The following is a 24569-nucleotide window of genomic DNA, read 5'->3' as shown; positions in this document are numbered from 1 at the left end:
TGTGAGATGGCCATCCCTTTTAATGAGTTTATTTTATCCTATTTTAAAAAAGAAGCAACACCCTGTGTTTAAAATGTGGTTATTTCTGTTTTAAATACGATTTTTTTTGCGTGAAAGGAGACCGTATCACGCATCCATAAAAATATTCTTGAAAATATTGTCCGTTCATGCAATAATAGAGCATAATCTGTTTTTGGGATGAAAAGAATTGAGGAGGATTTTAAATGAAAGACAGAAGTAATTTTTCTAACAAGCTTGGTTTCGTTCTCGCCGCTGCTGGCTCAGCAGTCGGACTCGGGAATATCTGGAGGTTTCCATACCTTGCCGCTCAGTACGGCGGGGGAACATTCCTGTTGATTTATCTGATCCTTGCAGTTACCTTCGGTTTTACACTGATGATTGCAGAGATTTCATTGGGGCGGAAGACAGGTTTAAGCGCCATCGGCGCATTCCGGTCACTGGATAAACGGTTTAATTTTCTGGGGATACTTGCCGTCATCGTTCCGGTTATTATCTTCCCGTACTACTCCGTAATCGGCGGATGGGTTGTAAAGTATTTTACCGTTTTCGTCACAGGCGGCGTGAAGGCTTCCGCAGGCGATACATATTTTACTGATTTTATCGGAGGCACAATTGAACCAATCGGCTGGTTTTTCATATTCCTGGCGTTCACGGCCATCGTCGTATTATGCGGCGTAGAAAAAGGAATCGAGAAGGTCAGCAAAATCATGATGCCGATTCTCGTAATACTTACGATTATCATATCCGTGTACGGACTGACCTTAAAAGGCTCCATGGAAGGACTGATTTACTACATCAAGCCTCATATGGCAGACGTGTCCGTGAAGACGATTCTGGCGGCAATGGGACAGCTCTTCTACTCGATGTCGCTGGCAATGGGCATCATGATTACCTACGGTTCTTATATGAAGAAAAACGATAACCTGGAAAGCTCCGTGCGCCAGATCGAGTTGTTCGACACAGGAATCGCATTCCTTGCCGGACTGATGATCATCCCGGCTGTATTTGCATTTTCCGGCGGCGATCGTTCTGCGCTCAATGCAGGACCGGGGCTTATGTTCATGACCCTTCCGAAAGTATTTGCAAGCATGAAATTCGGCGGCTTCATCGGAACCATTTTCTTCATGCTGGTATTCTTTGCGGCCCTGACATCCGCCATCTCACTGATGGAGACGATCGTTTCCGTTTTCATGGACAAATTTGGCTGGAAACGCAGATTCACCGGTATTTTTGTTGCGGTACTTGCGCTGGTCATGGGAATCCCGTCTTCCCTTGGATTCGGTCCGTTGGGCTTCATAAGCTGGAACGGCATGTCCATCCTTGACATTATGGACTTCGTAAGCAATAGCGTCCTGATGCCGATCGTTGCCCTTTTTACCTGCATCTTTGTTGGGTTCATTATCAAGCCCAAGGCGGTTGCCGACGAGGTAAAGGGATCAGACGGAACCTTCAAGGCAGAAGGAATGTTCAACATCATGATCAAATGGGTGGCTCCGCTCTTCCTGATTATTATTCTCATCAGCTCCGTCGCAAGCGGGCTTGGGTTATTTAAGCTGTAATTGTTTTTAGGGGGGAATAAAAAGCCATGGGGCTAAGAAAATGGAACGTATTCCTTTCAGTCGTTGATTCCGGCAGCTATACCAAAGCCGGAGAAGAACTGGGGTATACACAGGCAGGGATTACGCAGATGATGAAATCCCTGGAAAAGGAGGTCGGATTCCCGCTGTTCCACAAAGGGCATCAGGGAGTGTCGCTGACCAGGGAAGGGTCGGCGCTCCTTCCCTCAATCCGCTATCTCGTCGCCGCCTACGAATCGCTGAATCAGGAGATTTCTTTCCTGACAGGCGTACGTAAGGGAACATTAAAGATTGGAACCTACACCAGTTGTTCCATCCACTGGATTCCGGGAATCATCCGGACATTTAAGGATGAATATCCAGGAATCCATTTTGATATCTCAGAAGGAAATGAAGCAGAGCTTTCCAAATGGATTCGTGACCACAAGGTAGACATCGCATTTACCAGCTATCAGAACAGCTCTTCCTATCATTTCATTCATCTGTATGACGACCCGATGCTTGCAGTCATGCCGAAAGGACATCCCCTTGCCGCATACGACGAGATCCCGATCGAATTATTCGAGAGTTCAGCCTTCGTCGTGTCCGACTATACCTATCTGAACGATGTCCACAGAATCTTAAAAAATGCGGGCGTGACGCCGGATATTAAATACACTTCCCACAATGATTATTCCATCCTGTCCATGGTGGAGCATAATCTAGGAATCAGCATCCTTCCGGAGCTGATTCTTCGTGGAAAAACAGGGAACTTCGAGGCACGTCCGCTGAAACCCTACTCCTTCCGCAGACTTGGTATGGCTGTGGCTTCACCCACGGACATGTCGCCGTCTATGAAGATATTTATTGAATATACGAAAGAATATTTTAAAAATTAACCGCCGGACAGCGGGCGTATTGGTAAAAGAAAAAGTGGGCGCCACTTTTTCTTTTTACCGCTTATCTCCCATACAGAATACAGCGACTACGCCCGGTCCCGTATGGCTGCCGATCACAGTACCGATATTGTTGACCAGAATCTGGTCAATGCCCATCTTCTCCCGCACCAGTTCCTCCACGTACCGCGCATCCTCTTCACAGTCCCCATGGGTTATCATTATGATATCATTCTCCCACCCTTTTGACTGCTTCACAGCCGTATCTACAATCTTGTTCAGAGACTTTCTGCGCCCGCGCTCCTTTCCGATGACCTGCAAAGCCCCCTTATCATCCATATGGATCATGGGCTTAATTTTCACCATGCCGCCAAGCACCGCTACCGTTTTGGAGATACGCCCTCCCCTGTGGAGATGCTCCAAATCATCAATCGTCACATTATGGCAGACGTGCAGCTTATTCTCCTCCACCCACTTCGCCGTCTCCTCCATTGAAAATCCCTCGCTCTTACGCTTCAACGCATAGTACAAAAGCAGACCTTCCCCAAGGCAGGCACATAACGTATCAACCACTATCATCTTTTGCTGCGGATACTCTTCCATAAGTTCCTCTGCCGCAATCCGCATACTGTTGCAGGTTCCGCTAAGGGCGGAAGAAAAAGCAAGGTGCAGGATATCCTTCCCTTCCTCAAGGAAGGGCTTCAACGCCTCTTTTGCCTCTCCCGGATTCACCTGAGATGTCGCCGCCATCTTCCCGTCCCTTAACTTCCCAAAAAATTCTTTCGCAGACAGTCCGTCCATATCCTCGTATGTTTCCCCGTCTATGGTATATTTAAGGGGCACTATTGGCACCTTTCTCTCTGTCAGCCATTCCTTAGGCAAATCCACCGTACTGTTTACCGTAATGATATAATCTTTCAATATTTAAGCCTCCTTCGTTACGTTATTTTCTTCCATGCTGCGTAACACCTTTTTCATCGTAAATGTAAATAAAATTCCTGTAGTCACCACAGAAATGATATCCGCTACCGGCTCCGCCCTGTAGATACCCATCACGCCCATAAACTTTGGGAAAATGACTGCCAGCGGAATCAGAAGGAAAACCTTCCTGAGAAGGGCGATAAACAGGGAAACCTTCGCCTGCCCCAGTGCAAGAAACGTAGACTGGCATGCGGACTGTAATCCAAAAATTGTAATCCCAAGGAAATACACCGGCATCACCTGACATGTCAGCTCAATCAATTTCTCATTGTTCGTAAATATCCCTGCATAGACTTCCGGCACAAGGACTGCTATCCCGCCGAGAATCAGAGTCCCCAAAAGCCCCGCTGCCAGAAGCCTCATAAATGCTCCTCTGACCCGCTTACGGTTTCCGGCCCCGTAACTGTAGCTGATAATCGGCTGGACACCCTGAGAAATACCCTGTACAGGTATCAGAATCAACTGCATAATACTGGTCATAATCGACATGGTTCCCACATACAGATCCCCGCCGTAATTTTGCAGTCCGGAATTCAGGGTAATACTTACCATGCTCTCTGTACTCTGCATGATAAACGGAGAGATTCCAAGTCCTGCAATCCGTTTCACAATATCGGCTTTCAGCCCCATATTCTTGATTTTCAGCTTCATGACGCTCCGGCTGGAAGTAAGGAAACGGATGACCCACGCGGCGCTGACCGCCTGGGAAATAACCGTTGCCAACGCAGCGCCTCTCACCCCCATATCCAGTAAAAAAATCAGGATGGGGTCCAGCACAATATTCAGTACGGCGCCTATTACCACAGACAGCATTGCCGTCTTTGACTCTCCCTGCCCGCTGATAAACGTATTCAAACCAACAGCTACCTGCACGAAAATCGTACCGATAAGGTAGATGCCGATATAGCTTGCCGCGTACTCCACCGTCACGTCACTGGCGCCGAATGCGTACAGAACCGGCCGCTTGAATATGGAGAACCCGACGGTCAGCACAGCCGAAAACAGAACAATCATACCGGCCGAATTTCCCAGTATCAATTCTGCCTTGGGGACATCCTGCCTGCCTAATTCAATCGACGCAAGAGGCGCGCCTCCCATCCCCGCAAACGCACTGAATGCTGAAATCAGCATGATAATCGGAAACGTAACCCCAACCCCTGTCAGCGCCACATCTCCATACCCTTCGATATGGCCGATATAAATTCTGTCTACAATGTTATACAGCACATTGATTAACTGCGCCGCCACAGCCGGCACCGCAAGCGAAAACATCAGGCTTCCCAAAGGCGCGGTGCCAAGCCTCTGGCTGTCCATCTCCTTTTTCATATGTATCCCTTCCTAAAAAACTTTCTTTTGATATACGTCCCTTATTCTAACACGTGTGGAAAATAATGTAAAGAAGAAAGCTCTGGGAAGAGCCATATCCTTTCCGCACGGCTCTTCCCAGACATGCTGTTTAATTTAATTTTACATTCAGATAATTTCTTCCCGACAGGGTCTTGTTAAAGCAGATGCTAAGGACAATAATCAGCGTCCCCGCCGCAAATCCCCACCAGTTGAAAAGCGCCGTTAAAACCAGCAGCTCCAGACGCATGAATTTCAGGGCATATCCAAGCTCAAAATTAGGCTGTGTATAATTTGCCACGGACACAAACGCCATATACAGCATAACCTCCGCGTTGAACCACCCGGATTTGACCGAAAATTCACCCATAACCAGACCGGCAATCACACTTAACGGTGTGCTTAACATGCTGGGCGTGTTCAGCGCCGCCAGACGCAGGCCGTCAATAGCAATCTCCAAAATCAAAAGCTGGAAAATCAGCGGGATATTTACCGTATCCTTCACAGCCACAAAGGAAAACACCTTGGGAAGCCAGTTTAGGTTCTGCATAAAAAGCAGAAACACCGGCGTTAAGAAAACCGTCATAAGGGTGATCAGCCCCCGGGCAATTTTCAGGTAGATATTGGTAAGCGTTGGAAAATAATAATCATTTGCCTCCTCTATCATATCAAAAATCGAAGTCGGAAGAATCATTGCCGATGGCGAATTGTCCACCAGCAGCACAATCTTCCCCTCTAACAGGCATGCAGTCGCTGTATCCGGCCTTTCTGTGAACTTGAACTTTGGAAACGGATTGAACCATTTCCGTTTGTACAGCTCCTCCGCAAGACTCTGCTGGTTCATCCGCAGGGCGTCCGTGCGGATGCTGTTAATACGGTCGGATACATTTTTCAGAAGCTCCTGATCCACCCGGTCGCTCATATAACAGATTGCCACATCCGTCCGGGAACTGTCCCCAATCTCTACCATCTTCATAATCAGGTGGGGGTCCCGAATCCGCCGCCGCATCAATGCTGTGTTAAATACAATCGTCTCCACAAATCCATCCCGGGAACCTCTAAGGGACTTATCTTTGTCCGGTTCCTCCACGCTTCTTGCCGGATAAGTCCGGCAGTCGATTGCGATACATGCATCATATCCTTCAATAAACAGGCAGCTAACCCCAGATAGCAGGTTCTTTAAAACCTGGTCGAAATCCTCCAGAATCTCCACCTCCGCATAAGGGATGCATTCCCTGGAAAAACTGTTTACATCGTTGGGCATATCCTCCTTTGTGACTCCGAAAAATGAATTCATAATCTTGAGCATCGTTTCATCATTTGCAAACCCATTGATGGAATAGCATGAAGAGCATCGTCCTCCAATCATGATATCCCGTTTTATCAGGTCGAAGCTCTCATTGACCGGAAGTATCTGGTTAAGATACGAGGTGTTTTCTTCTCTTGAAGCAGTTACCTTCTTTACGTCTGACATAGCAATTCCTCCGCTTGTTTTTCACCTCTTATCTTTCCCTATATTACAAAAAATATGCGGAAATACTGCCATCTAAAAACCAGTATTTCCGCATATGTATTTTTATCCTGATCAGCTCTTTGTCGTACTTCCAAATCCTCCGTTCCGGGCCGCCGTCACACAGTCGTCCACCGTAATCCCGTATTCCACAAAAATCCCCTGCATGAAACCTTCCCCTGCTTTTAGGGAAACCGTCTTTCCTTCCCGGCTGTCATTAGTAATCTTCGCAAAAATATGTCCTTCATTATCTGAGTAGAAATAGTCACTGTCTATGATTCCAACCGTATTGTTCAGCTGAAGCCGATATTTAAAGCCAAGGCCGCTCCGTGGATAACACTTGAGCGCCCAGTCCGGCTCCATCTCCACACGGATTCCTGTTGGTATCTTCACCGTATCTCCTGGATTTAACGTGATTTCTACAGGAGTGAAAAAATCATATCCCGCCGAGCCTATCGTCGCCCGCTTAGGCAGCTCAATGCTATCGTAAATCTTTTGGATTTCCTGCTCCTCCTGCTTGCCAAACCCATCCTCATACCCTTCTTTAAACTGTCCGTAACTTACCTTATGAAACTGTGCAATCCTTCTTGCCATATTTCTTTCCTCCGTATATTTTTCATTCTTTAATTCTTCACTGCCGGAACCGGCGTACTATCCTTTGCGTCAAGGTCGTGTATAAATAATTTGGTATCCCGAACCATCACGTTAGACAGAAGCAGCACGGCTACCAGGTTCGGAATTGCCATCAACGCATTCAACGTATCCGCAACCAGCCAGACCAGGTCAAGTTTTAAAACAGGCGCAATGACCGCTACTGCAACGTAAAGAACTCGATAAGGAACCAGCCCTGTCTTTCCGGAAAAATACTCTACGCACCGCTCTCCGTAATAAGCCCACCCTAGAATCGTGGAGTAGGCAAATGAGATAATTCCAAGGGTCAGGATAATCGGGCCAAGATATGGAATCTGCCCAAATGCCAGCGTCGTAAGCCGCCCGCCGTTGTCAATTGTATCCGCGTTGACACCCGGATTCTTCATGATGGTCGTCACCAGCACCAGCCCTGTCATCAGACATACCACAACCGTATCCCAGAATGTCCCCGTGGAGGATACCAACGCCTGACGCACCGGATTCCTCGTCTGCGCCGCCGCTGCTGCAATCGGGGCAGAACCAAGGCCAGACTCATTGGAAAACAACCCCCGCGCCACCCCATAGCGGATTGCCATGCGCACGCCGTTTCCTACGAGGCCACCTGCCGCCGCTCCAGGCGTAAACGCCAGCCTGCATATTGCTCCGATTGCCGGAATTATGTAGTCGAAATTCATGCACAAAATGATGATGCATCCCAATACATAGAATACTGCCATAAACGGAACCAGTTTCTCACAGACTTTTGCGATAGACTGGATTCCTCCGAAGATTACAACCGCCGTCAGCGTTGCAATGATAATCCCCACCCCGATTCTCGGAATATGGAAATTGGTCTCACAGATCTCCGCGATTGCATTCACCTGTGTGGCACACCCAATCCCAAAAGATGCAAACGCTGCAAAAAATGCAAACAGCATCCCCAGCCATTTCATATTCAGTCCCCGCTCCAGCGCATACATTGCTCCGCCCTGCATACGCCCGTCTGCCGTCTTGACCCTGTACTTGACGGCTATGTAGGACTCCGCGTATTTTGTCGCAATACCGAACACGCCCGTAAGCCAGCACCATAAAACCGCCCCTGGCCCTCCGATGGCAATCGCAGTGCCGACGCCCACAATATTGCCCGTGCCAATGGTCGCCGCAAGCGCCGTTGTCAACGCCCCGAACTGGGAGACCTCGCCTTCCGCATCCGGATCCTTCGCGATGGAGAGCCGGATTCCCTTTGATATGGTGTACCGCTGGATAAATCCTGTGCGGAATGTCAGGAATACATGGGTTCCCAGCAACAGGACGATCATGCCCCATCCCCACACCACATCGTTAAGCGCCTGCACAAACGCATTGATCATATCATACATAGAAATCCCCCTTTTTCAAGATTCGTACACAAAACATAAAAACTCCAAAGCTTTTCCATCCTTGGAGTTTTTCATGTACAGTCTTTATATTATTATTCAATAATATGGATAATATACTATCACATACTCGAAGCCTTAGCAAGCATTTTTCCCTAAACACGAAGAGAAGCGCTCCTGACTACATGCTTCGCCAGTACAGACGACGTGACGCTTCCGACCCCTCCCGGCACCGGGCTGATATATGAAGCCTTCCTTTCTGCTGCCTCATAATCCACGTCCCCACACAGGCTGCCCGTTTCGTCCACGTTGATTCCCACATCAACCACAACTGCGCCGTCGCCCACCATATCTGCCGACACCATCCTTGCTTTCCCTGCCGCCACAATCAGAATCTCTGCATCGGAACATTCCGCCGGCAAATTCTCTGTCCGGGTATGGCATAGCGTAACCGTCCCATGCTCTTTGAGCAAAAGCATGGACAACGGGCGTCCCACTACCATGCTTCGCCCCAGAACCGTCACCCGTTTCCCCTTGGGCGTAATTCCGTAATAACGGAGCATTTCCATGACCGCCTCCGCCGTACAGGGAGCGAATCCTGTACTGTCCCCGGAAAATATCTTCGCCATGTTTACCGGGCTCATGCCGTCTACATCCTTTTTCGGATCAATCATCGCCCTGACAGGCTCCTCATCCAAAGACTCCGGGAGGGGGCGCAGCAAAAGAATTCCGTGTACCCCCTTATCTTCATTAATCTGGGAAAATGTCCGCTCAAATTCTTCCTGGCTTACATCCTCCGGAAGTTCTGTCACCCTGCATACGATTCCCGTCGTCTCCATGCGCTTTCTCGCACTTCGCTCGTAGGAAAGGTCATCCGGGCGCGCACCCACCCGTATAATGGAAAGACAGGGAGTGATTCCGATTTTTCCCAAGGCTTCCACCTCCTGCACCAACGTTTCCTTCATGGACTTGGCCACGTCGGTTCCCCGCATTACAACACTCATATGGTCCTCCCCTTCTTTCACAAATTCTGTGTACTAGGAACGGATTTTCCCCAGTACTTCTGCGTATATACGCTGGCGGTAGAAAGTCCCTTCCCGTATCAGAGCGTCTGCTTTTCGGTTCAATTCCTCCGCCTGTTTGCGATCCTTCATCAGTTTCGTATTGATAAAGACATTCAAAGACGCGCCTTCTAACGCCGCCTGGGCAAACAGGACTCCTCCCCCTACGTCGCTGACCGCAATCCTGCTGCCCTTCTCTCCTAAAATCTCCAGACACTCCATTGTTTTGAGGATCGTTTCCATCAATTCGATTGGGACAATACTTGCCTCATATAAGGCTTTCTCAAGGACTTGTTCCTTTGCCGCTTTCTCTTCTTCTGTCTCCTTAGGCATTCCGTAGGCCCGGGACAACGGCTCAAAACATTCTGCATCTTTGTCCGTCAATGCAATTAACCGTTTTTTTAACCCATCCAGACAGGCTAAATTCTCCTGAATCTCTTCCTCCACATCCGCATAACGTTTCTTCCCCACCGTCAAGTTTGCCACCATCATTCCCAGCGCAGCGGCAAAAGCGCCTACTGCGGCGCATGCCCCGCCGCCGCCCGGAACAGGCTTCGCGGAAGACAAGTCGTCTATAAAAACAGTTGCCTTTTCTTCTAACATCATCAATTTCATCCCCTCTCCAAACACTGATTATGCATAGAGTGGGTATTTCTCACAGATCCGGTTAACCCTACTGCGGATTTCCTCCGCCTTCGTGTCAAAATCCGTCACCGCCATCTTGATTAGCTTTGCAATCATCCCCATATCCTCTTCTTTCAGTCCCCGCGTCGTGACAGCCGGTGTGCCGATGCGGATACCGCTGGTTACAAACGGGCTTGCCGGGTCATTGGGGACTGCATTTTTATTGACAGTGATATATACCTCGTCCAGCCGGTTCTGCATTTCCTTCCCGCTGACGCCCATATTCTGCAAGTCAACCAGCATCAGATGGTTGTCTGTACCGCCGCTTACCAGATTGAATCCTTCTTCTACCATGGCCTGGGCAAGCGCTTTCGCATTCTTCACAACCTGCTTCTGGTAGGTCTTGAATTCCGGCTTTAAGGCTTCCCCGAAGCAGACCGCCTTCGCCGCGATAATATGCATCAGCGGACCTCCCTGGGTTCCCGGGAAAATCGCCTTGTCAATCGCCTTGGCATGTTCTTTCTTACACAGAATAATCCCGCCCCTCGGTCCTCTCAGCGTCTTGTGGGTGGTGCTGGATACGACATCTGCATAGGGAACCGGGCTCTGGTGCAGCCCAGCCGCTACTAATCCTGCAATATGCGCCATATCCACGAACAGGTATGCTCCTACTTCTTTTGCAATATCCGCAAAAATGTCAAACCGGATCTCTCTCGGATATGCAGACGCACCCGCAACAATCATCTTAGGCTTACATTCCTGCGCCTGTCTCCGGATCTCGTCATAATCCAAAAATCCCTCGTCATTCACATTATAGGGAACGAAATTGTATAAAAGTCCGGACATATTTACCGGAGAACCATGTGTCAGATGACCGCCATGTGCCAGATTCAGTCCCATCACAGTGTCGCCCGGCTTCAGCAAAGCCTGATAGACTGCATTGTTGGCGTTCGCCCCAGAATGAGGCTGCACACATGCATGGTCGCAGCCGAAGAGCTTCTTCACACGCTCAATTGCCAGATCTTCCAGAATGTCCACATGCTCACAGCCGCCGTAATAGCGTCTTCCCGGATAGCCTTCTGCATACTTGTTGGTCGGCACCGTTCCCATCGCCAGCATGACTGCCGGGCTTACCACATTCTCAGAAGCAATCAGTTCCAGGTTGCGTCTCTGGCGGTTCAGTTCCAGATAAAGAGCTTCGCCGATTTCCTCGTCGCAGCTTTTGATGTAGTCCATAACGTCTTGAATCATGTTCATCGCTTTTCCCTCCATTTTTCTTATGCGTTCTCCTTGTTGGTAAATGTAACATGTCCATATTACCATATTATAAGAAGATTCGTAAAGACAGAAATTTGCAGTCCACACATCGCTTTCCCCGAAGGGCGTGCGGCTGTACTTAAAACGATTCTATGATGTAAAGTGTTGCCATTTAGGGAATAATTATGTATAATTTCCATAAATTATAGCTCTGAGAGCAGCATGGGAACCGGCTGCAGCATTCATTTCTATAGCAGGCCGGTTACAGAACAAAAACAGGAGGACAGATATGGATAAAAAAGCAATGTATAAGCTCACATATGGATTATTCATCCTAACGGCGAAAGAAGGCGAGAAAGACAACGGCTGTATCGTGAATACGGTGACACAGGTTACGACAGAACCGAATCGAATTACGGTAGCGGTGAACAAGAAGAATTATACGCATGACATGATAAAGCGGACGGGAATATTCAATGTTTCTGTCCTTACAGAAGGCTCTAAGTTTGATACTTATAAGCACTGGGGATTCCAAAGCGGCGCTAACGTGGACAAGCTGGAAGAGATTTCCTTCCAAAGGGCGGAAAATGGAATTGTGTATATTGCGGATGAGTGTAATGCTTATCTCTCTGCGAAGGTGGTATCGGAAACGGACCTAGGGACGCATACACTGTTTCTGGCGGATGTGACGGATGGATGCGCGCTGTCTGACGAGGAGTCTGTGACTTACAGCTATTACCAGAAGAAAATTAAGGCGGCCCCTAAGGCGGAAGGGAAGAAAGGGTTTGTCTGTACGGTTTGCGGGTATATCTACGAAGGCGAGAGTTTGCCGGAGGATTTCGTGTGTCCGCTGTGTAAGCATCCGGCGAGTGATTTTAAGAGATTGTAAGCGGTGGCTTTGCACAAACGCTGGTGGAAGCAGCCGTATAGGACTGCCCATCAGCATCTTTTTCCTAATACCGGTTATGTACATCCTCCGCAAAGCACATCATATCTTTCACCTCAATGACCTTCCCGTCATCCAACACGGCACGTCCGCTCATCCGCCCAAATACCTGGTGCTGGTCCGTCTCAATAATCACAGCCGCCGTCTTTGCTGCCCGGTCAAGTACAGGTACGAAATCCATCTCGAACCTTCCGTCGCTGGACGTAAATTTCCACGGTTTCATATAATCCCCTTCCGGGATATGGAATGTCACATCATCCAGCTTATGTACTTTCCCGTCATAGACCAGCACGTTCTCAGACGCCGCCCGGGTATCTCCAAACCCATATCCAATATTGAAACCAAACGGCTTTCCTTCTACCATACAGTTGCCGGACCCCCAATACCAGCGGTTATCATAAGTCCAGACCCCGCGGCCCCAGTCCAGAGTCCCGAAGTCCGTCTCAGGATTGAAGGTATAAGTCTTCCCGTCAAACCTCATGCTTCCGCTGGCAGACATGCAGTTAATCTTCTGGTTATAATAGAACGCCGTCTTTTTCTTTTGCCATGGCGTCGCAATCACCATCGTATCCATCTGCGGCTGCCTAAGGGTAATGTTACAGTCCAGTTCCTTCCCCTGATAAAAATTCCGGTATTTACACAGAATCCTCCTCATGCCCTCTTTCTTTCGGAATTCAATATGCAGCCGCTTATCATGGTAAATCGTATCCCCCTCCTCCGAGGTAGACGGCATATTGAGCCTTCCCAAGGGAAACGGATTCAGAATCGTCTCCGTATGCTCCCATCCCTCCTTAAAATTCAACAGCGACACGGACTGTAAGCCGATATACCCGTCGTCCGACACAGTAAATGCGCCTGCAAAATCTTCGTTTAGTACCAGATAATAGTCCCACTCCTTAATCCGGAAAGCCGGCGCTTGAATCATGGAACGGTCGTAACGCTGCACCAACTGTCTGGACCATCCCGGTTCCCTCAGGGAACCGTCCTCCTTCAACAAAGGCTGCCTGTCTGTAACTTCATGGTTCCTCATAACGATTTCTCCTCTCCTTTTGCGCTCCCCGTATGCGGGGAAATCCTGTTCTCTTGACACAACATACCGATATCTTGACACCAACCAAAGGTGTCATAGTCTTCATGCGTTTCTGCATGTTTTCTTAATTGTAACATAAATGGAGAAATATTTGGACATTTCTGCTGCAGACAGTAGAAATTTTCATATTTTTCTGATATACTTCATTTACGGAAAGCGGCGAGGCATATAAGAATTTATGGAGGTAAAGAAATGTTTTTAGATACATCCTTTTTACAAAATGATGAAATAAATTTGGTTTTGGAAAGAACCGCTGACGGGAATGAAGAAAAAGGGTGGGTTCCTGCATATCATTTTGCAATCTGCAATCAAGATGGAATAAAAATGGGCGTTTGCGACTTGCGTATCGGCCATAATGATAAATTATATTATGGTGGAAATATAGGATATCGTGTAGATGAAAAATATAGAGGTCACCATTATGCAGGAAAGGCGTGTTTGCTGCTGTTTGAATTAGCAAAGATGCACCAGTTAGAATATGTGATTATTACTTGTAATCCAGATAATTACGCTTCGAGAAAAACTTGCGAATATGCAGGCGGCGAACTTTTAGAAACTGTAGAACTGCCTGCGGATAATGATATGAGAGAAGACGGCGAAACAGAAAAATGTATTTTTAAGTTTATATTATAGCCACCTATAAAGCGCTAGCAATCTGTTGCCGGGAGATGCAAAACCTGCCGAACTGCCTGGCCTGCAATGTTGTACTGGTATAACCCACATGAATTAACCGTACGTATAGATTATACCAGTAGTTCCTTACACAACCACCTTCATACAGATAAAATCTGCCCCATCCGCCTTCTCCATACCCACCACAATATCCCCATGATACCGTCCAATCAGCATCTTCGCACGATACAGCCCAAGTCCATGACGTTCGGCGTCCTTCTTCGTAGAATAACCCTTCTCGAAAAACCTGTGAATATTTTTAAGCTTCATCCCCTGCACCTGGTTCTTAATCAGGAAAACCATCCTGTCATCCTCTGAATCCAGTTCCATGACCACCCGGTTCATTTCCTCCGTACAGGCTTCATAAGCATTATCCACCAACGTACCCACAATCTCAATCAAATGGTGTTCCGAAATCCCCGAAATAATCTCCAGGCTCTTCACCTCTACCTCCGTCTTCACATAAGACGGCGCACGGACGATCTTACTATAAAGAAACCCGGCAAGCACCTTGTCGCTGATCCTAAGCAGCGGCAGATACTTCCTGCTGCCGTCGTCCCGAATCACCTCCGTAATATACGCCGACTGCCGCGCAACCAGTTCCTCATAATCGTTCACTGTCAGGTGCATGTTCAGAATCGCGTTGACATGATTGTCAAACTCATGCTGTTTCGCACGAATCTCCTTCACCAGTTCTTCCAACGGCCGGATATAATGTTGATACAGCTTCAATTCCGATTCCTTCTGCTGCATCAGGAGATAATTCCTCCGCCAGTCAATGATTCCCCAGATTTCCACTACCGTAAGCAGCAAAAACATCGTAAAAATCCGATAATCAAATGTGCCGCTGACCAGAAAATCCACAATCAGATAGACCGACACCAGCATTGCAAGCACACAAAAAATCCGGTATAAAAATTTTCTCGCCCAGTTAGCCACTCACAAGCCTCCCTATCTCTGCCTTGTACGTCACGCCAATCTCTACCACATCTTCACATCCTCTGAGTTTCACGATTCGGTTTACCGTATCGTAATACTCCACCTCACGGCGGTTCACGGCAAATACCCTGTGGCATTGCAGGAACATGCCTTCCGGAACTCTCGATAAAATATCTTTCAGCGTCACATACGGGATTTTCCAGTCTTCCTCTTTCAGGTGAAGGCAGACGCCCCTGTGTACCGCCTCAATATAGCGGATGTCCTCACACCTGACCTGATAGTTCACCCCATCTCGCTTCACCATTATCGAGGGCGGTTCTTCCTGCTTCTCCTGTCCAAGAACCTTCCTGACCACCTCCCTGACCTGTTCTGGCAGAAATGGTTTCATAATGTACTGATAGCAGTGCAATTCCCTGTACGCCTGCATCTCCATCGCGCCAACGGACGTGACCATAACAACCGGGGTAAACGTATAGCGAAACTGTTCCCGCAGCTGTCTTGCGAACAGGATTCCTCCGATATCCTCCCTGTTCTCGCCTCCCAGATTCACATCCAGCAGGAATAACCCATACCGGATATCCTGCGCCAGAAGCGCTTTTGCCTCTTCATAAGAAGAGGCGGCGTGGACACAGATATTCTCCGGATACTCCATTAGGATTTTCTCCAGGGCTTCCATCGAAGCCCTGTCATCCTCCAGAATCAATACATGTATCATACCGCCGCCTCCTTTTTGCTTTCACTTTACTGTCATTTTCTACTCGGCAATTACTTCCTTTGCGCTCTTTACCAGCCCTGCAATTCCCTGAATCTCTGAGGGGATGATAATCTTTGTCGCCTTGCCGTCCGCCGCTTTCTCAAACGCCTCCAGGCTCTTCATGGTAAGCACTGCCTCGTCCGCTCCCGCTTCTTTCAGGAAACGGATACCGTCGGCGTTCGCCTTCTGTACCTTCAAGATGGCTTCCGCCTCACCTTCCGCCTCACGGATCATAGCTTCCTTCTGCGCCTCTGCCCTGAGGATTGCCGCCTGCTTCTCAGCCTCGGCGTCCAAGATTGCAGACTCTTTGTGACCTTCTGCCACAAGGATTGTTGACTTCTTCTCACCTTCCGCCCTGAGGATTGCCTCACGGCGTTCGCGCTCAGCCTTCATTTGCTTCTCCATCGCATCCTGAATCGCTGCAGGCGGGATAATGTTCTTTAACTCAACCCGGTTCACCTTGATTCCCCATGGGTCTGTCGCCACGTCAAGGGACGCACGCATCTTCGTGTTAATCGTCTCCCTGGACGTCAATGTCTGGTCAAGTTCCAAATCACCGATAATGTTACGCAGCGTCGTCGCTGTCAGGTTCTCAATCGCCATAATCGGATTTGCCACCCCATAACAGAACATCTTAGGATCGGTAATCTGATAAAATACTACCGTGTCAATCCGCATGGTGACATTATCCTTCGTGATTACCGGCTGCGGTGCGAAATCCACCACCTGCTCTTTCAAATCAACCCGCCTTGCGACACGATCGATAATCGGCACTTTAAAATGAAGCCCTGTGCTCCAGGTCGCCTGATAAGCCCCCAAACGCTCTACCACCATCGCCCTCGCCTGAGGCACGATCTTGATACAGGAAATCAGAAGCAACAACACAATCAAAACTACGATAACTACAACAATTAAACCAATAATACCACTACTCATTCCTATTCCTCCTCATACTTTCTTACAATCAGCTTCACACCTGATATGTTCACTACCTTCGCCAGCGTCTCCGGCTCAAGGACTTCCTGTTCATCCTCTGCCCGCACGGTCCATTCCTGCCCATTCACCACCGCCATCCCCGTCTGTCTGATATTATCTACCCTTTCTGCAATGCGAATCGTCTTGCCGATAATCCCCTCGTAATTCGTCTTCTCCCGCTGCGTGTTGATGAACCGCACCGCAAACGGCCTTGTGAAAATGAGAAGCACGAATGTCACGGCAAAGAATGCAATGACCTGCCACACCAGAGATAATCCCAGGATGTTTAGAATCAGCGCAGCCAGCGCGCCGCCGGCCGCCCAGATACTCGTCAGCCCCACAGTGATAATCTCGATAATCAGCAGAATGATCAGAAGCCCCAGCCAGGCAATCGTAATATAACTGTCCTGCATCACCATATGTTCACTTCCTTTCTGTTGAACCTATGGTAACAAAGTTCGATGGATGAATCAATAGCTATTGCGTGAATACGGTGATTTCATGTTTGAATGACTAATTTTCACTGGATATTTCCTCCACACTTCTGTATAATAGTGAAGACAAATTGATTCTAATAACAGGAGGGATTCATATGAGTAAAATCGAAGAAGTCCGCGCCGATATGGTGAAAGCCATGAAAGCCGGAGACAAAGAAACCAAGGAAACACTGTCCATGCTGCTGGCCGCCCTCAAGAATAAAGCAATCGACAAACGGGACGACCTGACTGAAGAAGAAGAGACCCAGGTAATCATGAAGGAAATCAAGCAGACGAAAGAAACACTGGAAATGACTCCTGCTGACCGTACAGAGATCATCGACGACTGCAACAAGCGGCTTGCCGTCTTAGAGCAATACGCCCCTAAGATGATGGACGAAGCCGAGATTCGCGGCGTCATCTTGGCAACCTTAAAAGAAGTTGGGATCGAAACACCTACAGCCAAAGATAAGGGCAAAATCATGAAAGTTCTGATGCCTAAGGTCAAAGGCAAGGCTGACGGCAAGCTGGTGAATGAAATTCTCACATCTATCATGCAATAGGAGAGGCGTACGTCGGATATAACTCGGCTCTCCCGACCAGACAAACCGACCCACTCTGGCAAGAATCATGTCCTTTGGACATAAAAATGGAAAGCACAGTCCGGCAGACAAACTCCATTCTTATGCTTTCCATTTTTACAACCGCAGCTATTACCGCTGCCAATTCCATACCTTACTCTCCATTCTCCTCCGCCTCTTTCTTGGCGTCTGCCACGTCGTCCGTCTCCACGTCATTTGCATAAGGCTCCTTGACTTCTTCCCTCATCGTAACCCTGAGTTCTTTGAAATCAATCTTCTTCCAGACATCCTTGTCTACACTGATATCCGCTTTCTCGCGCCATTCTTTACAAGTATCTGTATAGAGCTTCTGCTTCCGCTCATTTACAATCGTATCTTTTCTCGCGTCCGTCGCCTCGCGGTCAAGCAGGCTGGTCAGCTTCGCAACATAGCAGCCGCCGTCTGTCTTCACAACCCCTGTCACTTCGCCCTCTTTCAGCTTGTCCGCTTCCTTAATAAGGTCTTCCGCCAGGTTCACTGACTCGGAATCAAAGGTCGCCTTCTTCGCCTCTAATCCCTGCTCTTTCACAAAAGCCTCGAAATCCTTAGCGTCTTTCGCGCCCTTGGCAAACTCCTTGGCCTTCTTATCGGCCTCTTTCTTCTCCTCGTCCGTCATGTCCACAGACTTCCCGTCCTCGTCCTCGGTCTTATAGGAAAACAGCACATACTGCATACTCTTCTGTGCGGCTTCCTCATCCGACACCTCCGTATCGGCGCCTTCCTGAATCTTCTTCTGCATCTTCTGCTGAATCGCCATAAGCGTCATGACGCGCCTCACCGTCTCTTCCGAACCGGATACCTTCTCCTTATCCTCCAGCGCATTCACATTGTCGAACTTCTTCGCAGCCTTCTCAACGACACTCTTCTCTTCGTCGGAAAGCTCCGCCTCGTAATCCTTCATGTGCGCCTCCAGGACTATCATATCCTCAAGGCTCTCAAGCACGGAATCCTTCACAGATTCCTCATAAGTCTTGCCCTTTGCAGCCTCGCTGTCCCACATATTCTCTCCCAGATACGCCGAATAGTAAGTCTCATACTGCGCCTGCACATACCTTGCATAAAAATTCGCAATATCAGCCGTAATCTTCTGATCCCCTACCGTCGCCACTACTTCATCCTCTTTAAATGAACTGCACCCGGCAAGGGAAACCACGCTTAGCATCCCTGCCATCATCAGCATTAAAATCTTCTTTTTCATCTCTATATACCTCCTTCGTATCATCCCTTCAAGCATATCAGCCTTCATTATATCCCTTTTTTACTGCTCAATCAATCCCTTCATGCCATTTAACACATTTTTCACAACTGCCAGGGCATCCACTCCCTTTTCCTTCCGCATCCTGCCCTTCCTCTCGTAGATAAAGCAAGGACTCTCCCCGTCCGTTTTTAGAGTCAAATCCCCCCGGAATTCATTGATCAGCGCCGGAATCCTTCCAGGCTGTATCTTTGCCTTCTCATACATGGTAAAATAATACGTCTCGCCTTTCTGTTCCACGGAAGTGACATATACGCTGTGGGCCAAAGCCTTTAAGCTGGCCGCCTCCAACAGCTTTTCCACCTTCTTAGGGATATCCCCGAAACGGTCCGTCAGCTCCTCCGTCATATCTTCCTTCTCTTCCTCATTTTCAATCGCAGCAATCCGCTTATAAATATCCAATTTCTGGTATTCATTGGGAATATAGGAATCCGGGATAAATGCATCTACGTTCAAATCCAGCGTCGTCACATAAGTCTCTTCCTCCGCCTCGCCTTTCATGTGCCGGACCGCCTCGTTGAGCATCTTACAGTACATGTCATACCCCACAGCCTCCATATTGCCATGCTGCTCCGCCCCCAGAAGATTCCCTGCGCCTCGGATCTCCAGATCCCGCATAGCAATCTTAAACCCGGAGCCAAGGTCGGTAAATTCTCGGATAGCGGCAAGCCGTTTCTCCGCAACCTCCTTTAACATCTTGTCTCTCCGGTACAGGAGAAATGCGTACGCCATCCGGTTTGAACGTCCCACCCTTCCCCTGAGCTGATACAGCTGCGACAGCCCCAGCCGGTCTGAGTCATGAATTATCATGGTATTCACATTGGAAATGTCAAGCCCGGTTTCAATAATGGTAGTGGACACCAACACGTCGATCTCCCCGCTGATGAATTCATACATAATCTTCTCAAGCTGATGCTCCTTCATCTGCCCATGGGCAAACTCCACGGAAACCTCCGGGACAAGCTTCTGGATGTGCGCCGTAACCTCTGCAATATCCTCCACCCGGTTATACACATAGTAGACCTGCCCCTGTCTCGCACATTCCCGCTCAATGGCTTCCCGTACCATCTCATCGTTATATTCCATCACATAGGTCTGAATCGGCATACGGTCATTGGGCGCCTCCTCTAAGACGCTCATATCCCGGATTCCAATCAGGCTCATATGCAAGGTCCGGGGAATCGGCGTCGCCGTCAGCGTCAACACGTCCACATTTTCCTTTAGCTGTTTAATTTTCTCTTTATGCTGCACGCCGAAACGCTGCTCCTCATCAATAATCAGAAGCCCTAAATCCTTGAACTTCAAATCATTTCCTAAGACCCTGTGGGTGCCGATTACAATGTCCACCAGCCCCCGCTTCGTATCCTCCACCGTCTTCTTCTGCTGGGCAGGCGTCCGGAACCGGCACATCAAATCTACCCTTACCGGGAAATCCTTCATCCTCTGCAAAAACGTATTATAATGCTGCTGTGCAAGAATCGTCGTCGGAACCAGATACACCACCTGCTTATCCTCCTGCACCGCCTTGAACGCCGCCCGGATTGCAACCTCTGTCTTCCCGAATCCAACATCCCCGCAAATCAGCCGGTCCATAATCTTTTTGCTCTGCATATCCCGCTTCACGGCTTCAATCGCATGAATCTGGTCTTCCGTTTCCTCGAAGGGGAACATTTCCTCGAATTCCTTCTGCCAGACCGTATCCTCCCCATACACGTAGCCTTCCTGCTTCTGCCTTGCGGCGTACAGTTTCACCAAATCCCTTGCAATCTCCCGGACGGCGCCCCGTACCCGGGATTTCGTCCGGTTCCACTCCTGGGTTCCCAGACGGTTCAGTTTTGGCTTCTTTGCATCTGCGTTGGCATACTTCTGTATCAAATCAAGCTGGGTCGCCGGAATATAGAGATTGCCCCCCTTAGCATAGGAAATCTTCATATAATCCTTGGAAATCTTATCCACCTCAATCTTCTCGATTCCCTGATAGATTCCAAGCCCATGATTCTCATGAACTACGTAATCTCCCGGTTTCAGCTCGGAAAACTCCTGAATCTTCCGTCCTTCGTATAGTTTTCTCTTTTTTTTCTTCTTCACCTTCCCGAAAATGTCCGTCTCCGAGATTACCGTATATTTTATCATCGGGTACTCATACCCTGTGGCTACATGGCCGTAAGCCGTCATGATTTCGCCGGGAGCCGCCTTACGATCCAGGTCGTCGCTATAGAAACTGCTCAGGTTATAGTCCCGCAAATCTTCCGCCAGGCGTTTTGCCCTTGTCCGGGAACCTGAAAGAAGAACTACCCGGTATCCGTTTCGTTTCAGACGCTTTAAATCACGGGTCAGCATGTCAAAGCTGCTGTTATAAGGATTAACCGTTTTCGCCTGAAGGCTTAATGAACCTCTGGTTTCCAGAATCTTGCAGCGCATATCCAGCGCAAAAAAACCGATGCTGCTGTAATCGTTGATTTTATGGAGAATCTCTTCCGTCCCGAACAGGCTGACCTCCCCATCCGTCATCTCATAACCGTTCTCCACCCGCTTCTTCTGCGCCTCCATAAACTCCGCTTCTACGCCCTCGCCCTTTTCCCTAAGGCGCACAGGTTCATCCAGAAACAGGATTGTCTCATCCACAGGGAAATAATCCAGAAACGACACCCTCCGTTCCCCTTCCTGAGGAAATTCAATTGCCGGGCAGATGGATATCTCCGTAAGGTTCTCGATAGACCTCTGTGTCTCCACGTCAAAAGTACGAATGGAATCCACCTCGTCTCCCCACATCTCGATACGGACGGGGAGCTCCTCCGTCAGAGGATACACGTCCAAGATGCCTCCCCGGACGGCAAACTGCCCGAACCCTTCAATCTGTGTTTCCCTGTCATATCCAAGCTCCGTAAGCCTTCGCTGCATTTCCCCCAAATCCAGGGCGCTGTCATTCTTAATGTTCAGGAACCGCTCTCCGATTACTTCTTTGGGAACTAACGAATCCAGAAATGCATCGAAACTCGTCACCACCGTCATTGGTTTTCCTTCCTCCAACGCCTGAATCACTTCCATACGCTGCCGCAGAAGTTCCTTGCTCCTGAGGTCAGCCTGATAGAACAGCAAATCCTTTGCCGGATACAGGTACGTCTGAGGATCGAGGAAATGGTACTCTTCATATATCTGCTTCGCCTTGAGTTCACTGGAACAGGCGATGACTTTATATTTCAAGCCATCGCTCAACGCGTACATCATATGTGTTTTCTGGGAATTGACGCATCCGCAGACACGTATCATCCCCCGTTCCTTCGTTCGGTTTTTGTAGAGCTCTTCAAACTCTGCCAACTCATTTAACGGCGCAATTAAGGCCTGCATCCTGATGCCTCCTCCTGTTCTAAGGCTGGTTTTGCCTAGCCCTCCCATCCTGTCATACTTCTTTGGCGGCTGGCCTTACCTTCCTGTTATATAGATTCATTGCGGCATCCGTCCCTTCCTCAAGAATCGTCTCGATGGCACAGACTGCCTGTTTGTATCCTTCTTCCATCAACTCCCGCTCGGCTTTGGAAAAATGCCCGAGCACATAATCCGCCAAATCATAGTTCTTAGGCTTCTCACCCACTCCTACTTTGATTCTCGGAAACACCTCCGTCCCAAGATTCGAGATAATATTCTTAATCCCATTATGCCCGCCTGCGCTCCCCTTCTTGCGGATGCGCAGTTGTCCCACATCCAGGCTCACGTCGTCATAGATGACCAGCAGTTCATCCTCCGGCTCCACCTTGTAATAATCCGTAAGCCCCCTGATGCTCTCTCCGCTGAGATTCATATATGTCTGTGGTTTTGCCAGGATCACCTTCCTGCCGCAGATCAGCCCTTTTCCCACATATGCCCGGTTCTTTCTACCGTCTACAGAAATATTATATTTGCCCGCAAGGGCATCTATGACCTCAAAACCTACATTATGCCTGGTTCCTTCATACTGTAATGTAGGATTCCCAAGCCCTGCAATGATAAACATCTTTTCTTCACCTCGGTTTCCTATTATACAAGAAGCAGGTTCATTTGTCACGCAAAAAGAAATGAATAATTTTCCTGTTTTTCTCATACATTATAGAAAACCAAATATCATACCCAATACAGGAGGCAATTTATGAGTTCCAGAACAAAAATAGTCGTATTGCATATGAAGGAGATTATCTACACAGCGGTATTCGCGACCTTGGCAATCCTGCTAATCATACTGCTGCTGTTCATGTTCCTTCCTAAGAATAAAGAAGCGGGCAGCATCGAAGAAAAATACATGCCGGGGGTCTACACCTCTACCGTCACCTTGAATAATACTGCTCTGGAGGTGGAGGTAACGGTGGATGAGTCCCACATCAATTCCATCCGTTTTTCCAACCTGGATGAGACGGTGGCGACCATGTTTCCGTTAATCCAGCCGGCGATTGAAGATATTGCGGAGCAGGTGTATGACCATCAGTCATTAGAAAATATCCAGTATTCCGAGGAGAACCCTTATACCTCCCAGGTCATTATCAATGCAATCGAAGAAGCGCTGAAAAAAGCCGAAACTACCAAGTAGTTACGGCTTTTTGTACGGGGCTTCTATCCCTCCACAATTAGATATCTTCCGCCGGGAAGCGCGAAGACTTCCGACGCTTCCTCCAGCTCCTCGGCGGACATTCCCTCCACGTCTGCGCCCCCTTCTTCCAGAAATTCCTTTACTTCCTTAATACTGTCCACGACCGCCGCAATACAGTCCTCAAGGAAAGCCTCCGCTTCCTCCAATGTCTCTGCTACCGGCTCGTCAAATAGCTGTCCCTGCTTTTTCAGAAATGTCTTCAGGCACTCTTCATCATACTCATACATCTTACCTCTTCCTCCTTATTCCCACTCTCTATCTGAATTTGCTCCTGGGTGCGCCGGATCCCTTCGCTTTCCAGGCATTCTTCCCGTTATATCCAGATACCCGTCAGTTCTCCAGGCCTGTCTATAATCGTCTCCGCCCCGGCAGCCGATAGAGTCTCTCTGTCTCTGAATCCCCATGCCACGCCAACCGTCCTGACTCCCGCATTCTTTCCTGTCCGAATATCTACTTCGGAATCGCCCACATACAGGCACTCCTCTTTCGTTGTATTTAACGCCTCCATTAAACGGTACACCCCTTCTGGATCTGGCTTTCTCGCGATTTGCTCCTGCTGTCCCTGCACACAGTCAAACACGCCCTCCCCGAAAATCTCCCGTACAACTTTCACCGTCTGCCTGTGAGGTTTATTGGACAAGACTCCAAGCCGGATTCCCTGGCTTTTCAGTTCTGACAGCATCTCCCGGATGCCCTCGTAGGGTGTTACATGATATGTACAGTTGGCGTCAAATATGCGTCCATAGATCTCCATCCCCTCGTCAAGCCTTCCGGCCGCCGTTTCACCGCCTGCTGCCTTGAGGGACTTCTCAATCAAAACCCTGGCTCCATTTCCAACAAATCGGCGACATTCATCCGATGTGATGGGCGGCATCCCCATCTCCTTTAACGTCTCGACTACCGAATATGTCAGAGATTCCAGTGTGTCAGTCAATGTTCCGTCTAAATCAAATATGCATGCTTTCATA

24 protein-coding genes are annotated in these 24569 nt (G+C 48.7%); 6 read left to right on the top strand and 18 right to left on the bottom strand.

What is annotated here, in order from left to right:
* The first annotated feature begins 224 nt into the window (after positions 1–224).
* Both AC6I3O_RS11380 and AC6I3O_RS11375 read left to right on the top strand, forming a co-directional pair.
* Positions 225–1580, top strand: coding sequence for a sodium-dependent transporter (locus AC6I3O_RS11380; protein ID WP_497850966.1), 1356 nt, complete (start codon positions 225–227; stop codon positions 1578–1580).
* 26 nt (positions 1581–1606) lie between these two features.
* Entirely contained in the window at positions 1607–2476 is an 870-nt protein-coding gene (locus tag AC6I3O_RS11375) for a LysR family transcriptional regulator (RefSeq protein WP_497850965.1), read from the top strand.
* Between the two features lie 54 nt (positions 2477–2530).
* Here the strand turns inward: AC6I3O_RS11375 and AC6I3O_RS11370 are convergent, their stop codons facing one another.
* From AC6I3O_RS11370 to glyA, 8 genes are all read right to left on the bottom strand, one after another.
* A complete protein-coding gene (locus tag AC6I3O_RS11370) occupies positions 2531–3394 on the bottom strand; it encodes a DegV family protein (RefSeq protein WP_497850964.1) in 864 nt (287 codons plus the stop codon).
* 3 nt (positions 3395–3397) lie between these two features.
* Positions 3398–4780 carry an MATE family efflux transporter gene (locus AC6I3O_RS11365; protein WP_497850963.1) on the bottom strand — a complete coding sequence of 461 codons (1383 nt, stop codon included), beginning with the start codon at positions 4778–4780 and terminating at the stop codon, positions 3398–3400.
* A 130-nt stretch (positions 4781–4910) separates the two neighbouring features.
* A complete protein-coding gene (locus tag AC6I3O_RS11360; protein ID WP_497850962.1) occupies positions 4911–6272 on the bottom strand; it encodes a spore germination protein in 1362 nt (453 codons plus the stop codon).
* 111 nt (positions 6273–6383) lie between these two features.
* Positions 6384–6902, bottom strand: a complete 519-nt coding sequence (locus AC6I3O_RS11355; RefSeq protein ID WP_497850961.1) for a dCTP deaminase/dUTPase family protein — start codon at positions 6900–6902, stop codon at positions 6384–6386.
* A 29-nt stretch (positions 6903–6931) separates the two neighbouring features.
* Positions 6932–8317, bottom strand: coding sequence for an alanine/glycine:cation symporter family protein (locus AC6I3O_RS11350; RefSeq protein ID WP_497850960.1), 1386 nt, complete (start codon positions 8315–8317; stop codon positions 6932–6934).
* Positions 8318–8469: 152 nt separating this feature from the next.
* On the bottom strand, positions 8470–9318 hold the full coding sequence (locus AC6I3O_RS11345) for a bifunctional 5,10-methylenetetrahydrofolate dehydrogenase/5,10-methenyltetrahydrofolate cyclohydrolase (protein ID WP_497850959.1): 849 nt from the start codon (positions 9316–9318) through the stop codon (positions 8470–8472).
* Positions 9319–9351: 33 nt separating this feature from the next.
* Complete coding sequence (locus tag AC6I3O_RS11340) at positions 9352–9981, bottom strand: cyclodeaminase/cyclohydrolase family protein (RefSeq protein WP_497850958.1); 630 nt, start codon at positions 9979–9981, stop codon at positions 9352–9354.
* A gap of 27 nt (positions 9982–10008) precedes the next feature.
* On the bottom strand, positions 10009–11250 hold the full coding sequence (glyA, locus tag AC6I3O_RS11335; RefSeq protein WP_497853454.1) for a serine hydroxymethyltransferase: 1242 nt from the start codon (positions 11248–11250) through the stop codon (positions 10009–10011).
* 295 nt (positions 11251–11545) lie between these two features.
* Here glyA and AC6I3O_RS11330 point away from each other — a divergent pair, with 295 nt between their 5' ends.
* Positions 11546–12145: a flavin reductase family protein gene (locus AC6I3O_RS11330; protein ID WP_497850957.1), complete on the top strand. Its 600-nt coding sequence runs from the start codon at positions 11546–11548 to the stop codon at positions 12143–12145.
* A gap of 64 nt (positions 12146–12209) precedes the next feature.
* Here AC6I3O_RS11330 and AC6I3O_RS11325 read toward each other — a convergent pair whose 3' ends face one another.
* Positions 12210–13232, bottom strand: a complete 1023-nt coding sequence (locus AC6I3O_RS11325) for a DUF2804 domain-containing protein (RefSeq protein WP_497850956.1) — start codon at positions 13230–13232, stop codon at positions 12210–12212.
* Between the two features lie 252 nt (positions 13233–13484).
* Between AC6I3O_RS11325 and AC6I3O_RS11320 the strand changes: the two genes are divergently transcribed.
* The gene (locus AC6I3O_RS11320) at positions 13485–13925 is read left to right on the top strand and encodes a GNAT family N-acetyltransferase (protein ID WP_497850955.1); all 441 of its coding nucleotides are present in this window, start codon (positions 13485–13487) and stop codon (positions 13923–13925) included.
* 126 nt (positions 13926–14051) lie between these two features.
* On the opposite strand, the gene AC6I3O_RS11315 is transcribed toward AC6I3O_RS11320, so the two are convergent.
* Genes AC6I3O_RS11315 through AC6I3O_RS11300 form a run of 4 tightly spaced genes read right to left on the bottom strand, consistent with a single transcriptional unit; the run spans position 14052 to position 17051 of the window.
* Complete coding sequence (locus tag AC6I3O_RS11315; RefSeq protein WP_497850954.1) at positions 14052–14903, bottom strand: sensor histidine kinase; 852 nt, start codon at positions 14901–14903, stop codon at positions 14052–14054.
* Entirely contained in the window at positions 14896–15618 is a 723-nt protein-coding gene (locus AC6I3O_RS11310; protein ID WP_497850953.1) for a LytR/AlgR family response regulator transcription factor, read from the bottom strand. The genes AC6I3O_RS11315 and AC6I3O_RS11310 overlap by 8 nt, the downstream gene beginning before the upstream one ends.
* A 39-nt stretch (positions 15619–15657) precedes the next feature.
* A complete protein-coding gene (locus AC6I3O_RS11305; RefSeq protein WP_497850952.1) occupies positions 15658–16593 on the bottom strand; it encodes an SPFH domain-containing protein in 936 nt (311 codons plus the stop codon).
* Between the two features lie 2 nt (positions 16594–16595).
* Complete coding sequence (locus tag AC6I3O_RS11300; RefSeq protein ID WP_497850951.1) at positions 16596–17051, bottom strand: NfeD family protein; 456 nt, start codon at positions 17049–17051, stop codon at positions 16596–16598.
* A gap of 173 nt (positions 17052–17224) precedes the next feature.
* Between AC6I3O_RS11300 and AC6I3O_RS11295 the strand changes: the two genes are divergently transcribed.
* Positions 17225–17671: a GatB/YqeY domain-containing protein gene (locus tag AC6I3O_RS11295; RefSeq protein WP_497850950.1), complete on the top strand. Its 447-nt coding sequence runs from the start codon at positions 17225–17227 to the stop codon at positions 17669–17671.
* A gap of 172 nt (positions 17672–17843) precedes the next feature.
* On the opposite strand, the gene AC6I3O_RS11290 is transcribed toward AC6I3O_RS11295, so the two are convergent.
* From AC6I3O_RS11290 to pth, 3 genes are read right to left on the bottom strand one after another with little or no spacing between them, the layout of a single operon-like run.
* On the bottom strand, positions 17844–18926 hold the full coding sequence (locus AC6I3O_RS11290; protein ID WP_497850949.1) for a peptidylprolyl isomerase: 1083 nt from the start codon (positions 18924–18926) through the stop codon (positions 17844–17846).
* A 60-nt stretch (positions 18927–18986) separates the two neighbouring features.
* Entirely contained in the window at positions 18987–22331 is a 3345-nt protein-coding gene (gene mfd / locus AC6I3O_RS11285) for a transcription-repair coupling factor (RefSeq protein ID WP_497850948.1), read from the bottom strand.
* Positions 22332–22383: 52 nt separating this feature from the next.
* On the bottom strand, positions 22384–22974 hold the full coding sequence (pth, locus tag AC6I3O_RS11280; protein ID WP_497850947.1) for an aminoacyl-tRNA hydrolase: 591 nt from the start codon (positions 22972–22974) through the stop codon (positions 22384–22386).
* A 132-nt stretch (positions 22975–23106) separates the two neighbouring features.
* Between pth and AC6I3O_RS11275 the strand changes: the two genes are divergently transcribed.
* Positions 23107–23541, top strand: coding sequence for an FMN-binding protein (locus AC6I3O_RS11275; protein ID WP_497850946.1), 435 nt, complete (start codon positions 23107–23109; stop codon positions 23539–23541).
* Between the two features lie 23 nt (positions 23542–23564).
* Here AC6I3O_RS11275 and AC6I3O_RS11270 read toward each other — a convergent pair whose 3' ends face one another.
* Both AC6I3O_RS11270 and AC6I3O_RS11265 read right to left on the bottom strand, forming a co-directional pair.
* Positions 23565–23828 carry a glyoxalase gene (locus AC6I3O_RS11270; RefSeq protein WP_497850945.1) on the bottom strand — a complete coding sequence of 88 codons (264 nt, stop codon included), beginning with the start codon at positions 23826–23828 and terminating at the stop codon, positions 23565–23567.
* 86 nt (positions 23829–23914) lie between these two features.
* Positions 23915–24568 carry an HAD family hydrolase gene (locus AC6I3O_RS11265; RefSeq protein ID WP_497850944.1) on the bottom strand — a complete coding sequence of 218 codons (654 nt, stop codon included), beginning with the start codon at positions 24566–24568 and terminating at the stop codon, positions 23915–23917.
* Position 24569 lies beyond the last annotated feature (1 nt).

The sequence above is a fragment of the Sporofaciens sp. St.21A7 genome, assembly GCF_059728535.1.
Note: the sequence above shows the minus strand (reverse complement) of the source record. Positions and strands in the feature narration are given on the sequence as shown.